Origin of the sequence: Okeania hirsuta (assembly GCF_003838195.1) — a bacterium.
Taxonomy (GTDB): domain Bacteria; phylum Cyanobacteriota; class Cyanobacteriia; order Cyanobacteriales; family Microcoleaceae; genus Okeania; species Okeania hirsuta.
The window spans coordinates 69652-82951 of record NZ_RCBY01000006.1 but is presented as its reverse complement, the minus strand read 5'-3'; the positions used below and the strand labels follow the sequence as shown (position 1 = coordinate 82951).

Below are 13300 nucleotides of genomic sequence, written 5' to 3'. Positions count from 1 at the left end.
ATTACTTGGGGGAGCGAATCCCCATGTAATTTTCCTCCTGTCTCCTGTCTCCTGTCTCCTGTCTCCTTCTTCAATAATTATTAATTGTTGAATCTAACCCCGTTCATCAAACCTTGTATAAAAACCGCCGTTTTTGATCCAGTATTGTTTCAAATCGTGGTGAGGTGTATGGAGACTTGCTCTTGCTTGATAAAGAACTACTTTTCTATGATTACCAATCCAAATTTTCTTAATAGGTTTAACAGATATCAAACTCCCGCCCAATGTTTGAACACATTCTGCAAACCTATCAACAGTAGAATACTCTACTGTCTCAAACAAGAAAAAGTTTCCTGAACAGATTAAATGTCTGGTTCTAATCCAGCTTTGCATTTTTTTTTCTGCTACTGGTGGCAACATTTTCTATTAGTCCTCCCTCAAGACTTTTTGATAATTTGTCACCTTCAATTTTCTATCGGTAATTCATCAGCAAAACTTGTTTGTTTTTCAAACTTTAAACGTCCCGCTTTTGAACCCCAAACCTGTTCGTGTGTATTAACATCCCTTCCTATATCTAAACTTTCCCATGTTTGCTCAGTTAATTCTACTTCACTAACTAGATAAGTCTCACATCCTCTCTTATTGATTAAACATTTATTTCCCGGTTCAACACTCCCTAAAAATTTTTCTCCATCTCGTTTAAAAACCATTGAGCAATGATAACGACGTTCTATATTTTCTGGAGTAATAGTATGTAGAATATCAAGTTCTCTTGCTGCTCCTGCATAGAGAATAGGGTCTTTGAGACTATAATTTTCTATGTAAATATGGTCGCCTTTATCTATAAGTTGATGAACTCCTTGACGATATGGACTCCAAAGGTCATAGTCATAAACTTGCTCTGAATAAAAACCTATACCAGAAAAAAATTGATATGGTAAAGGTCGGAAATAAATATAAATATGAGCATAAAGAACTCGATTGGCAGAAGCTTGTTTTTGGTTACTAAAGCACCCTGCCATCCAACTAGCTAGAGTAATTATATCCTTTGATTTTGTCTGATTTTCTGTATGGGAAATAGTCATATTTTACCTTCCCTTTTTTTATTGATAATTCTTTTTTTTTATTTGATCGTCAGTTTTGACTAACTGAGTCAAATTATATTTTTTTAAAGTATGTATAATCTAGGTTAGGTAAGGTAAATGATAAAAATTTTAGACTAATTGTTCTATCTAATTTGACATTTTGTACCTGATCTGAACAAAATAAGATTATAGACATTTAAAGATTAAGTATCTGGGCAAATTTAATTACAAATGACTTTTGGGAAAACCTTAAAAACTTAGGTAGATTTTGGTTAAATCTATTTTGCTAACCTACCTTATTCTGGTTTTTAGCCACTTATATCATGTCCGGATAAGAGCGTGATAGAACTCCCTTCCGCTTACGCGACCAAAAAACTTTGGTAGTCCTGTATATGCAGTGATAAAATGGTGGTCAGGCGATATAGCTGCCGCTAGGCTCCGCCAACGCTTCATTATAATGATCAATAAAATACGCGCGTAGCTCCTAAATGGTTTTCTATCTTTTTAGAAAAGGATAAAGTTTTTCTGACCAACCGAGAAATTCTTTGAAGTCAAGTCTTATTTAATCTTTCTATATAAGATGTTAAACCTGTTTCTTTCCCCACTGATTTATGTCTTGAATTAGGAAAAACAAGATCATCAGCTTACCAAAAATCTGTATAACAAACTGCACAGTGTCTATAGATACCTGGTCATGAATTCCACAATCCTAATGCCCCTTTTTCTCCTCTTTCCCCTAAGTAAAAACCCACAATTTCTTTACTGTCTATATCCATAGCTAACCAGAGCCATTGTTTGTGATTTTTATTACCTACAAATGACCACATTTCATCACATTTGATAGTGAGTTTACCTATTTTTTTTGTACATTTAATAGAGTGTGAAATATGAGTATACTTATTATTGACCTAATTATGGAGCCATTTTTATGACACACCTGTTACTGGAATTATACCAGCCAAACTAATTTTTTCTTGTAATAACTGATCAATCAGTTCTTTGGTTTCATGACTAATATAATTTCTGTGACTATTTTCGACAAATTTTCAGAGACTATTTTGACATTGATATTTTTGTTTTTTGTTGTGAATAGTCCCATTTTTGGCAATATAATTACTACCACAACTAGGACAGATTAATTGATGATTTGACATCTGAATTATAGAGATTTTTTTATTATTACTGTCATAGATAATAGCATACTTTTTTTCAGGGTACTTGGGGTTGATTTCTGATATTTTTATCTCTGATAATATGTAGCGATCGCCGAGACAATAATTTTGATTTTTTTTGAGCAGGAAAAACTTAATATTTTCAATATTAATATCAAAAACTAATAATTTATATTGACTTATCACTACATATACAGGACTACCAAAACTTTCTCCTTTTCCTCCTCTTCTTTCTTCCCTCCTGAGGACTGACTCCTCAGTTGTTTATTTATTAAGTATTCAACCGGACATTATATTACCGTGATAGATAAGACTCATGATTTTTCTTCCATTGACAAAGAACGAATTTCTGATGAAAAAGAGGCAGTTAATACACCATTACCATCACTCGTTTTAATCAAGGATACTCGAAACCTCAGATTGGGAGTACCAAACCAAATTTTTTCTTCTGCAGCAGCACGGTCATACTCTGTATGTAGAACAAAAGTACCATCTTCAGTAATCTGATATTCTCCCACAGCAGCAATAGTTTCTGCATAACCTTGGGAACGTAATAATTTTCCTTTTTTGAGATTATCCAGGTCGGGTATTGGTACTAATACACAACTACCTTCAATAACTTCATCATTATCCCAGTCAGACTCCCCTTGCCAACTCATCTGAAAAGGAGAAACAGCTTGAGCAATATCTACTTCACTAGACTTACACAATTCTATAACTTCTGGAGCCGTTTTTGGTAAAGAGACAATATCTATCGTGGACCGAACTTCCTCAAAATGACTAAATGCTAAATTATGGCCACTACGTTGCGATCGCCAGCGTCCTATAGAGCATTCAACAAATTCTACAACATCCATTATTCCTATCTTGAATAATATTTAATCAGGAACCTGTTAGTTTAAAACAGGTCCCTCTTAAAATAGCAATTAGCAGTCAGCGGTCAGCGGTCAGCTCTCAAGGCATAATATGGGAGATACTCAAGAGAAGTCGCTCCTGGTCTACAAACCCCTAGAACACCCACACCACTAATTTTTCAAATAAGCGTGGAGGACACCGAACCCGCCGATTTTAGCTGATAGCTGATAGCTTGTTAACCAACTTCAGTAATTTTCAGGATTTTACCACCTGTTCTCTGAATGCTGTTAATTTTTGAAGTTAGCTGCTCGTAAGATACTGTATAAGTTGTTTTACTCAGTTTTACAGTAGGACCAATACCAGTTTTAGTCACTAAGATTTGGAAACGTTTGACTGTATTGCTATAAGGTCCACTTAAATATGCAGGTGGAACAATTTTCGTAGCAAGGTTAGTAGCTAAATCTGAAGTAAGTCGGGAAGATTTGTTTCTGTCACTTGTAGCATTTCCTCGTTCCAGAGCAAACATCCGATTGAAGGCCACGTTTTTCATTCCAACTAGACTGCTATTACCCCGTGGGTATGGAACAATGTTTTCCCCAAAGTTTTCAGTATACTCTTCGCTGTATATATAAGAATCAATTTCTGCCTCATATCCTTGTTCATTGTATATAAGGGTATGTTCAGAAATTTCTGCTTGGTCTTCGGGAGGGCGACCTAATAAATGCTTAAAGTTTAGTTCTATGAATCCATAAGGAGAAGATGATTCAAAAAACAAGGTGAAATATAGATCGGATTTAGCAACCATACTAACAAATTGACGGACAGAAATATCCCCATTTCGGAGTAATGATTCCCCGCTAGTTAGACGTTGACTCTCCATTACATGGATATTTCCCAAAACTTGCTTATAAACAGCTCTAATCACTGCTTGTATTTCATCTTCTGTAGCATTAGAACGTAGTTCTATTGGATCTATTGTATCTACCCAAAGTGACATTCTTAACTCCTCTAATTAAAAGATTTTGATTTTTTCTATTGATTATGATTGCAGTTTTCATGGTTAATAGCCATTAATTTAACAAGTATAAACATCATAGCCATTAACCATGAATCACTGAAAATTATTGAAAATTTTTACCCTTGATTTATCCTTAATATTGCTAAATTAGCACTATTAAGTTGTGATAATTTAACTTTTAGTTATTAGGAATCTAGCAACTAAGCTATTCATGGAAAAGAGTAAATAATTTTCTAATTTTAAGCCCTAGCTAACAGGAGTAATACTGGAAATTACACCACCCTGCTGATGAATCCTTTGGTACTCTTGGGAAAGTTTATCAAAAGGCACCAAAAATACTTGATTGCTACGGCGGAATCTGGAAACACGATTTACTACTTTTGAGCGGTAAGCTGTTACTTCAATGCGGTAAACTTTACCACCAGAATCAGCTCCTACTCCCTGTCTAGTTCTAGCACCTAAAGGTGTATCTTGGAATGACCAACCATCTGAACCACCAGAAGGAGGAACTACCGCTAAAGGTGTTTCCTGAATCACATATTTATTCAAAGCAGGGCTTTTTCCAGACAAACTTCCTTTTAAGTCGCTGCTGGAAGCACCTCGTAATAGTTGGAACATATGAGTAAAACCAACCATTTTTTTGCCGGTTTGGGTTTTATAGCCTCGATAATAAGGAACTATATTTTCCCCATAAGCACTATCATATTCCTCACTATCAATGTAGGAATCAATATCAGCTTCAAAACTTCCTTCATCAAGGACATTGCTATGAAACTTCATATCATCGTAACCATTGGGAGCTCGACCTAAAAAGTGCTTGAAGTTTAATTCAATTGCACGATAGCGGGGGCAACTTTCAAAGAACCGAGAACGATACAAGTCAGAGCGTCCAACTTGACGTACAAATTCACGGACAGTAATTTCGCCTTCTTTGAGTTGGGACTCTGGTACAGAGAGTCTTTCACTCTCCATGACGTAAGCATTGCCCAGAACTTGCTTATAGACAGCTCGAATCACAGTTTCTTTTTCTTCTGATGAGCTTCCGGGCAACAGTTCCACGGGTTCTGTATCTTCAAAAAGGCTAACCCCTAATTGAGATGCTGGTCCAAAAACCATTTGAACTATCTCCTAGGTAAAATCTGGTTTGCTGAAAAAATGTATTTTTTAGTTACAAAACTGAAAAATTTTGGCTCATTGCTACAATCTACTCCTGAACCAGGAACTTAGATTGTATAAATTTATGAGCTTATTTCTTTAAGTTTTCTACTTTTTTGGAATATACACTGCTAGCAAGCTCTTAATTATAAAGAATTATAAACTTTTGTAAATCTACAGAAATATATACTAGATTTCTTCTCATTCAAGTTAAGCTAGCAATAATAATTAAGCTCAAAAATTGTTCAGGAGGAATATATCAAAACTTTTTAACTATTAGCAATGAAATATACATACCAATATCGTATATATCCAGAAACTAGCCAGAACTTAACACTAAACAACTGACTTCGGGTTTGTCGGTATTGGTACAACAGAATGTTAGGAGAACGTTTTAACTGGTGGGAGCAAGACAGATGTCCTATCAATGCTTATCCTCTGATTTCTCATTTACCTGAATTAAAAGACAAACCAAATTATTACAACCAGAAGAAGCAATTACCAGAACTGAAAAAGGCTACAGTAAAAGTCAAGCATAGTAGTTAATATCTGGATTTTTCCCAACTTTACTCAACAGTTTTGCAGGATGTCTGTAAAAGAGTAGAAACAACATTTTCTAGATTTGTAACAGGTGATAGTAATACAAAAGAAGCGGTAAAACTAGGTTTAAAAGTAAATCTAGATATCGTTCATTGAACTTTCAAGAGTTCTAATGATTCTTGGTTAAAATTTTCATCAATCAATGGTAAATGGTTATATATTTTAATCCCTAAAATAGGTTTGATTAAGGTCATAACCCATAGAGCAATACCTGAACTAACCCAAATCAAACAAGTTTCACTAACCAAAGAAACTGATGGCTGGTTGATAAATTTAAGTTTAGAGGATAAATCAATCCCTGAGTTGAAAACTGACAATATTTAACCGACTTGGGAAAACTCTATAGGTTTAGATGCTGTGTTAGACAAAGACATTTATTTAGCCACTTCATAAGGTAATTTATTTCCTTCTCTCAAACCTTTAAGAATAAATCAAGATAAACTAACCAAAGTATCCCAACGCAAGAACAAACGTAAAAATGGCAGTAAAGCCAGACGCAAAGCACGCAAAACGCGAAGGCAAAATCCATCAAAAAATAGCTAGAAGTCGTCAATATTTCCAGTATAAAACAACTTATAAATTAACTCGGACAGGTAAAAAAGTATTTTTCATAGAAAAGTTAAATCTAGTAGGATTAACTTGCAGAAATCAAACCAAACAAGATGAAAATGGAAAGTATTTACCTAATGGTCAATCGTCCAAGTCTAGGTTAAATAAATCTTGGTTAGATGCTGCATTTAATCAATTCTTTCAAATACTAGGTCAGGTAGCCGAAAAAGCTTTTCATGTCGCGAAGCGAAACGCTAGAGTGATAGAATGTAAATCAAATTATACATCTCAATTACTTTCTTATCCTACTTATCCTATCGGAAATAGTGTTTATAGATTGCAGTATCAGAGAATATTTTGATATTGAGGCTACTTTTTAAGTTATTTAATAATAATAACACGTTTTTTTGACTACGGGTTAAAACCCGTCGAGTCGTTTCCATCCACCGCTTAAAAGACGGTGGTTTCCCACTTAACCTATTTTTTATGATGAAGTACTCTACTGATAAGTCTTGCAGTTCAAGATCGCCAAATTTTCAAATTCTTGATAATCAAAATATTCCTGAATGTAAGCAGTTAACCTTGTCATGAATTTAGAATGTTTAGCTTACAGCGTAGGTCATGGAGATGATGGAATATGTATGCTGGTCCGAATAGGTTCACACCGGATTTTATTAGACTGTGGTATTGCAGATATTTCATTATTAACTAGTACTAATGAAAATAAACAACAGGTCCCAGCAGATATTGTCCTATGTACTCACGCACATTCAGACCATGCTCAAGGACTACTTGCACTTCATCAAGCTTTTCCACAGTTACCAATATACGCTAGTGAAGCAACAACTAAACTTTTACCTCTCAATTGGTCAAAATTTACTGTTTCTGAAATCCCTGACTTATGTCAACCTTTACCTTGGCACTCACCAATAGAACTTTGTAGTGATCTAACTGTAGAGCTTTTTCCTGCTGGTCATTTACCTGGGGCAACAGTTTTTCTTCTGACTTATACTGCTGAAGATAATCGAACCTATAAGCTTTTATACACAGGAGATTTATTTTTATCCAATAGTCGTTTAGTTGAAGGTTTACCTTTAGGAGATTTACGAGGACTAAAACCAGATGTTTTAATAATTGAAGGTAGTTATGGTACAGCTCGTTATCCACATCGACGACAGTTAGAAAATCACCTTGCAGAAAGAATATATCAAGCTATTACTTCTGGAATGTCGGTTATTTTGCCTACCCCTGCTTTAGGATTAGGACAAGAATTGTTAATGCTTCTGCGCAGTCATCACTATTTCACAGGTCGCGATCTGGACATTTGGGTTGAGGAACAAGTTGCCCAAGTTTGTGACCTTTATTTACAACTATTATCCCAATTTCCTCCAGCAGTTAAAAATTTTGCTCAACATCAACCTTTATTTTGGGACGAAAAGGTCAGACCGCGCGTGCTTAGGCAGTTGCCAGGAAAATTTCCTTCTGGAGAAAAGCCATATATTCTCATTGCAGACCGGGATACTGATTTGAGTCAATATGTTATGAATCAAGATAATTCTTTTATTGTGTTAGTACCTGAAACACCAGGAAAAATTTCACAAGAGTTGAATTTTGTTCATACTGAAACATATCTTCTGACCGAGCATTGTGATGGACTGGGAACAACACAGTTAATTCACAACCTACGTCCTCAACATATAGTTTTTGTTCATGGCAGTCCTAGTTATATAGCTGACCTGACTAATCTTGAAGAGTTACGCAACCGTTATCAACTCCACTCTCCAGGTAATGGTGTTTTGGTAGAGTTACCAATTGGTGATACATTTATAGTACCTACATTACCTGAAACTAATTATGAGGGAGAATTAACTGAGTTGGAAACAGAGGTAATAGTTTCTTTACCTCAGAGCATTACAAATGATAGTCGTTGGCCAATTTTTGCTGATACAGGTATTGTGGAAGTCCGTTGGCAAGGAGAAGAGTTGGTTATGAGAGGGATTTCTCAACGACAACTTCTTTATCAGACTGGCGATCGCTTTATTTCTCCTGAGTTAGATTGTTGCGGTAATTGTTTATATTATCGAGGACAACATTGCTCAAATCCTACTTCAGCTCTATATGGATTTAGGGTAACATCTGATGGGTACTGTCCTATGTTTAAGTCCCTTCATTTTCCTTCTACTGAATAAACAGAGTAAAATGACTAATTAATCAAGCTATTCTATATACAACCAGTCATTTAAGATATGGTTTTGTATTTAGGGATAAAATATCAGTAAATACATAATTAATATCATATCTTAAAATATTATTCCTGCTGATTTGATTCTGGGTAGTGATTGCGAATCCGTTCAGCTTCTGGACAATCTTCAGATACTAGAGGTTCTATATTATTCCTTGGTACAGATGCTAATTTTTGGGTAATCGCCCCTATACTTTCTAAACGTACCATTTCTTCCCAAGAACAGATTTCATCATCTTCATCTGTTTCATAGCGTATAGTTACTAAATCTCCCTCTATATCTAATATCTTTGCTTTTTCAACCCAACGCTGCTGATCTCGCAAAAAAATACAGACTTCACGACCATCACAACAAATTTGATATATCTTGCGTTGTAGCATTGGCTTTCTATACTCCCAGTCAATAAGTTTGATCAAATATACTTACAGAAGACTATTTACTGAAAATGTTGGCAAAGACAAATTTTTTCTCTAAGCTTGTTTGGTTTAGTGGACACTCAAAACTATATTTAAGGTCTATGACTAGCATGACTACCATCAACACATAACTCCCACCAAGGAATTATGAGAAGAGAAATTAATTTTTCAGCTTGCAACATTAAAAGGTAATAGGAAGTGGTGTTAGTTTGTAATACTACTACATTAAACATTCACTCCTAGAGATATTGTAACTTAAATATCAGTTTTTAGAACAACTTGTTGCCCTGATCTGCAATTTAAGAATATTTACTATACTGTTATACTTAATTTTCATTATTTTTAATTCTACTATACAACAGTAATTGATAATGAAAGTCAAACTACCTACTTCTATTTTAGTCTTATTAAAGCTTTTAGCTGATTAACTCAATTAACTTTAGATAATTTTTTAATTTTTTTTACTAGTCAGATTTTACAAGATGAGGACAACATGGTAATACTTGCATGACTGATGGTCATCATTGCCAATACAATCACTAATTGCTGATTTGTTCATATCTTAAAAATAAATAAACTTAAATTCATGGGCTACTATAAAACTTAAAATTTCATAAGGCATAATTGCCAAATCATCAAAACTATAATTTATAAATTGAAGCTATATATACTTATATTATGGTATTCCTAAACAGGTAAAAATGCATTATGATGAATGAAGTAACAAATCGCTCCAATGTTATTTTCTAGCTTTTTGGAAAAGGAGATAGTCTTTCTGAGCAAGGGAGAAATCCTTTGGCATAAAGTATTATTGAGTAGCTCAATGTAACTTGTTGATCGAGTTTCTTTTCCTAGAGTCTGATGTCCCTTGCTGGGAAAAATCTCTTGATAACCAGACCAAAAATCTGTGTAACAAACAGCACATTGTCTATACACTTGTGGTAGCATATAGACATATCCAGAAAAGAGGCAATAGGCAACAGCTGATCTGGCAAAAGGGAGAAATAATTGATAATTTATGGATAAGAATTGATTTGATTTTTGATTTTTACCATATGTGTAATAGGGCACTCCGCCACGCTTCGCGAACGTCATAATCCTTCTGCCCTCTCAATACCTTGGGAGTCGATATACACTCCTACAATATCTCGAGTCACAAAATCTATAGCTAACCAAACCCATTGCTTTTTTCCTTTATGTCCAACGAATGACCACATATCATCACATTGGATGGTCATATGTCCTTTTTTTGACTCCCACTTCTACCTGTATGGGTACTATTTGGTCAAGGTGATTCACATATCTTTGTAACCAAGGCTAAGAGACTCCCGTGAAGCGAGCAATAGCAGCTAAGGGTAGCAATTCTTGCAAGAGTTGATTGATAAACTCTTTAATTTCTTGGTTAGTCATCTCCTCCTTGGGGATTTTGGACAAATTGTCGGCCAAAGTCTCGGCATCTAAAGTTTTGCTTGCCAACCGTGAATTTTACCGTTCTTGACAATCTGGTTTGAGGTACAGTTGGGACAAGATATAATATTATTGACATCAGATTAACACACTATATTCTGGATATTTTCCTTCTATCCTTACATATTTAGGACTACCTATATTATTTATATCTTTCAGTATCTTCCTGATTTAATTCTTTAAAATATTTTTTTTTGACTTCCATACTAAACTACAGATAATTTTTGTCATAAATATTAAAATTGTTGCTTAACGTATGTCAATTTTACTGATACAGACTTAGGCAAAACTTACAACCGGAGTCAGGATGACATATTTGTTTAGATAAAATACAGTATTGTTGATTTTTTCAAACTTTTGTACCTACTATCTGAAAGCTTTAACTATTAGGTTAAAATATGACTTACACACCTACTTTAACTCCACCATCTCTTTTAGAATTAGCACGATCCGGTGATTTTAAGGCGATTAGTTACTGGATAAATAAAGAATTAAAACCTCAAGGGATATCAGCTCGTGTAGCTAAAGAAACCACTGGATATTTACAAGTTTTAGTAGAGTTTCAGAAGGAACCTCCAACAGAGAAATTAATCAAGTTTATTTGTCAGCAACTTTATCAACTGAATTCTCCTTTGCTAGAAAGAGTAAACATTATAGGACGTTTTAGGGGTTCACCCAATATCCTATGGAAACAATCTGTTAGAATTCCACTAAAAAGAACATTAAATAATCAATCTAATATTCCCACCAAAAGTAATAATTTTAAATTTCAAATATTCCGCTCTTTCATATTAATAGGTTCAGTGGTGGCTACCTTTATATTGGGTTGTTGGGTAAGTTATTATGAAGTGCTAGTGCGAAATTCAATTTCATCAGTGGAAACTGCTGCTGGAAAAGTACGAGTAATTAATAATATAAAACTCACAAACCCAAACGACCCTACGGTTACCTTAATGTTTGGTGGAGATGTCAATTTATCTCATCCAGTTTCTGATGTAGTAAAAGAGGATTATAAGTTACCTTTTGCCAAAATGGATGAGTATAGAAAAGCTGATCTGGCAATGGTTAATCTGGAAAATCCTCTGACTCGTTCTACCATCAATAGTACAAACAGTCAGAATAAACTAGCAGTAGATTCTAACTATGTCAATGTCTTGACTTCTGGAGGAGTGGATCTAGTGAATTTGGCCAACGACCAGAATAAGGCCAATAACCAACAAAGCTTAGTTGAAACAATAGATATTCTAGAGCAGGCAAATATTCACTCTGTAGGAGCGGGCAAAACAAAAGATGAGGCCAGAAAACCCAAGATTATTAAGGTTAAAGGCCAAAAGATTGCCTACCTCAGCTATGATGATACAGATCTTCAACCAAATGCTGGGATAGTAGGAGTTAACAGTCGCCATAAAGACCAGATAGCTACAGATATTCAAATTCTGAGAAAGCAGGTAGACTGGATTATTGTTAACTATCACTGGGGAGTAAAATTATCAGAATATCCTGGAGACTGGCAAATGGATATAGCTAGGTCAACAATCGATCAAGGTGCTGATTTAGTTGTAGGACATCATCCTAAGGTATTGCAGGGGGCAGAAATTTATAAGGGGCAACCTATTATATATTCTTTGGGTAATTTGATTTCTGGAGATACTTCTAATCAAGAGAGTGATTATGAGACAGCAATCTTGAAAGTCTCTTTAAAACCAGGCAAAATGAAGATTGAGTTTTTGCCGATAGTAGTTAGCAAATACCAACCTCAAGTTGTTACAGGAAAAAAAGGAGAGGAAATTCTCAGTCATATTGCTCAAATTTCTAGTGTTTTCCATCAACCCATGAGAACCCCTCTCAAGATAGATAAGATTGATTCTTCTGCAAAGTTTGCTGGTAGTAACTCCAGTCCAAGTAGATCGAACTCTAATATTTTATCAACTCCAACTTTACCTAAGTTGCCACCTAGAAGTACAGAAAATGAGCAAAATTCCACAGATGATTCTCAGAATTTGTCTGAAGGAGAAGCTGGTGTAGATAGTCACAATAGCTTTTCTCTACCACCAATATTGAATCCTGAAGCATCTGCTAAAGAAGAAAGAGAACCTTTTATTAAAGAACCTTTTATCAAAGAACCTTTTATTGAATTGCCACGTTTAAGAATTTAATTAAAATCATACAAACATTAATAACTATAATAACTATGGCTACATACTCTATTTTTTATATTCAATGATTCTGAAGATATGAGGTATCGAATGACGTAGAATAAAGTTCAAAATGAAAATACTATCTAAAAAAAATCGTTGGTACAATAAACAGATATCAACTATCAAAGAAAATCAACCTCAAGGATTTTGGTCAAATAAACTAGCTGTCATTACAGAAAAGCGTAACCGCCAAATGCGTGACAGTATTAATAAAGCAGCCAGAATAGTCATTAATCATTGTTTAAAAAATTCTATTGGTTACAATTGTATTTGGTTGGAATAAAGGTCAGAAAAATGAAATAAAATTAGGAAAAAAAAGTAATTCATAATTTGTACCAATTCCTACAGCTAGACTTAAAGAAAGAATAGCTAAATTATGCTCTGAATATGGGATTCTATTTTTAGAAACACCAAGAAAGTTATACAAGTGTCGCTTCATTTTTAGATGGTGAAAATCTTCCTATTGATGGTGAGGAACCCAATGATTGGAAACCGTCACCGAAAAGAATAAAGCGATGCAGCGCCGCCAAAGGGGGTTTCCCCCATGAGCGACTGCATCAAGA

At 34.7% G+C, this 13300-nt stretch carries 16 protein-coding genes and 1 pseudogene; 5 read left to right on the top strand and 12 right to left on the bottom strand.

Going from position 1 to position 13300, the window contains the following annotated elements; all coding sequences use genetic code 11:
* Positions 1-93: 93 nt before the first annotated feature.
* From D5R40_RS02140 to D5R40_RS02115, 6 genes and pseudogenes are all read right to left on the bottom strand, one after another.
* The gene (locus D5R40_RS02140) at positions 94-399 is read right to left on the bottom strand and encodes a CpeR family transcriptional regulator (protein WP_124143966.1); all 306 of its coding nucleotides are present in this window, start codon (positions 397-399) and stop codon (positions 94-96) included.
* A 44-nt stretch (positions 400-443) separates the two neighbouring features.
* Positions 444-1064: a chromophore lyase CpcT/CpeT gene (locus D5R40_RS02135; RefSeq protein WP_124143967.1), complete on the bottom strand. Its 621-nt coding sequence runs from the start codon at positions 1062-1064 to the stop codon at positions 444-446.
* 412 nt (positions 1065-1476) lie between these two features.
* Positions 1477-2218, bottom strand: a pseudogene (locus D5R40_RS02130) (IS1 family transposase).
* Positions 2219-2550: 332 nt separating this feature from the next.
* Positions 2551-3093, bottom strand: a complete 543-nt coding sequence (locus D5R40_RS02125) for a phycobiliprotein lyase (protein ID WP_124143968.1) — start codon at positions 3091-3093, stop codon at positions 2551-2553.
* Between the two features lie 233 nt (positions 3094-3326).
* A complete protein-coding gene (locus tag D5R40_RS02120) occupies positions 3327-4088 on the bottom strand; it encodes a phycobilisome rod-core linker polypeptide (protein WP_124143969.1) in 762 nt (253 codons plus the stop codon).
* Between the two features lie 267 nt (positions 4089-4355).
* On the bottom strand, positions 4356-5225 hold the full coding sequence (locus D5R40_RS02115; RefSeq protein WP_124143970.1) for a phycobilisome linker polypeptide: 870 nt from the start codon (positions 5223-5225) through the stop codon (positions 4356-4358).
* A 417-nt stretch (positions 5226-5642) separates the two neighbouring features.
* Here D5R40_RS02115 and D5R40_RS36935 point away from each other — a divergent pair, with 417 nt between their 5' ends.
* Positions 5643-5810 (top strand): hypothetical protein, encoded by a 168-nt coding sequence (locus D5R40_RS36935; protein ID WP_192901072.1) that lies wholly within the window; start codon positions 5643-5645, stop codon positions 5808-5810.
* A gap of 143 nt (positions 5811-5953) precedes the next feature.
* On the opposite strand, the gene D5R40_RS36930 is transcribed toward D5R40_RS36935, so the two are convergent.
* Positions 5954-6181 carry a hypothetical protein gene (locus tag D5R40_RS36930; RefSeq protein WP_192901073.1) on the bottom strand — a complete coding sequence of 76 codons (228 nt, stop codon included), beginning with the start codon at positions 6179-6181 and terminating at the stop codon, positions 5954-5956.
* A gap of 161 nt (positions 6182-6342) precedes the next feature.
* On the opposite strand from D5R40_RS36930, the gene D5R40_RS02105 reads away from it, so the two are divergent.
* Positions 6343-6774, top strand: coding sequence for a hypothetical protein (locus D5R40_RS02105; protein ID WP_124143971.1), 432 nt, complete (start codon positions 6343-6345; stop codon positions 6772-6774).
* 226 nt (positions 6775-7000) lie between these two features.
* Positions 7001-8602 carry an MBL fold metallo-hydrolase gene (locus D5R40_RS02100; protein WP_124143972.1) on the top strand — a complete coding sequence of 534 codons (1602 nt, stop codon included), beginning with the start codon at positions 7001-7003 and terminating at the stop codon, positions 8600-8602.
* A gap of 119 nt (positions 8603-8721) precedes the next feature.
* Here D5R40_RS02100 and D5R40_RS02095 read toward each other — a convergent pair whose 3' ends face one another.
* The 5 genes from D5R40_RS02095 to D5R40_RS34395 all read right to left on the bottom strand — a co-directional run bounded on the left by D5R40_RS02095 (position 8722) and on the right by D5R40_RS34395 (position 10548).
* Positions 8722-9036: a DUF6679 family protein gene (locus D5R40_RS02095; RefSeq protein ID WP_124143973.1), complete on the bottom strand. Its 315-nt coding sequence runs from the start codon at positions 9034-9036 to the stop codon at positions 8722-8724.
* A gap of 128 nt (positions 9037-9164) precedes the next feature.
* Positions 9165-9305: a hypothetical protein gene (locus D5R40_RS34400; RefSeq protein WP_161564400.1), complete on the bottom strand. Its 141-nt coding sequence runs from the start codon at positions 9303-9305 to the stop codon at positions 9165-9167.
* Positions 9306-9759: 454 nt separating this feature from the next.
* The gene (locus tag D5R40_RS02090; protein WP_511035263.1) at positions 9760-10020 is read right to left on the bottom strand and encodes an IS1 family transposase; all 261 of its coding nucleotides are present in this window, start codon (positions 10018-10020) and stop codon (positions 9760-9762) included.
* A 143-nt stretch (positions 10021-10163) separates the two neighbouring features.
* Entirely contained in the window at positions 10164-10310 is a 147-nt protein-coding gene (locus D5R40_RS02085; protein ID WP_124143974.1) for a hypothetical protein, read from the bottom strand.
* Between the two features lie 79 nt (positions 10311-10389).
* Positions 10390-10548: a hypothetical protein gene (locus D5R40_RS34395; RefSeq protein WP_161564401.1), complete on the bottom strand. Its 159-nt coding sequence runs from the start codon at positions 10546-10548 to the stop codon at positions 10390-10392.
* Positions 10549-10937: 389 nt separating this feature from the next.
* Here D5R40_RS34395 and D5R40_RS02080 point away from each other — a divergent pair, with 389 nt between their 5' ends.
* Both D5R40_RS02080 and D5R40_RS36925 read left to right on the top strand, forming a co-directional pair.
* A complete protein-coding gene (locus tag D5R40_RS02080) occupies positions 10938-12695 on the top strand; it encodes a CapA family protein (RefSeq protein ID WP_124143975.1) in 1758 nt (585 codons plus the stop codon).
* A 112-nt stretch (positions 12696-12807) separates the two neighbouring features.
* Positions 12808-13020 carry a hypothetical protein gene (locus D5R40_RS36925; protein WP_192901074.1) on the top strand — a complete coding sequence of 71 codons (213 nt, stop codon included), beginning with the start codon at positions 12808-12810 and terminating at the stop codon, positions 13018-13020.
* The last annotated feature ends 280 nt before the right edge of the window (positions 13021-13300 follow it).